1 protein-coding gene is annotated in these 305 nt (G+C 52.5%); it reads right to left on the minus strand.

All coding sequences use genetic code 11. The annotated features are described in order from the left end of the window. Positions 1 to 305: GTP-binding protein (locus HFD87_RS22795; protein WP_243207497.1), on the minus strand; the 305-nt coding region annotated here is incomplete at both ends.

Below are 305 nucleotides of genomic sequence, written 5' to 3' on the forward strand. Positions count from 1 at the left end.
CCGGTAACAACGGTACCACGGCCAGAGATTGAGAATACGTCTTCGATTGGCAGCAGGAACGGCATGTCGATCGCACGCTGTGGCTCTGGGATGTAGTTGTCCAGATGCTCAGCCAGTTCGATGATTTTCGCTTCCCACTCTGGGTTGCCTTCCAGCGCTTTCAGAGCAGAACCACGAACGATTGGAGTGTCGTCGCCTGGGAAGTCATATGCTGACAGCAGGTCACGAACTTCCATCTCTACCAGTTCCAGCAGCTCTTCATCATCAACCATGTCACACTTGTTCAGGAACACGATGATGTAAGG

It is taken from the genome of Pantoea sp. EKM21T, from assembly GCF_011800405.1.
In the GTDB taxonomy this organism is placed as follows: Bacteria; Pseudomonadota; Gammaproteobacteria; order Enterobacterales; family Enterobacteriaceae; genus Pantoea; species Pantoea agglomerans.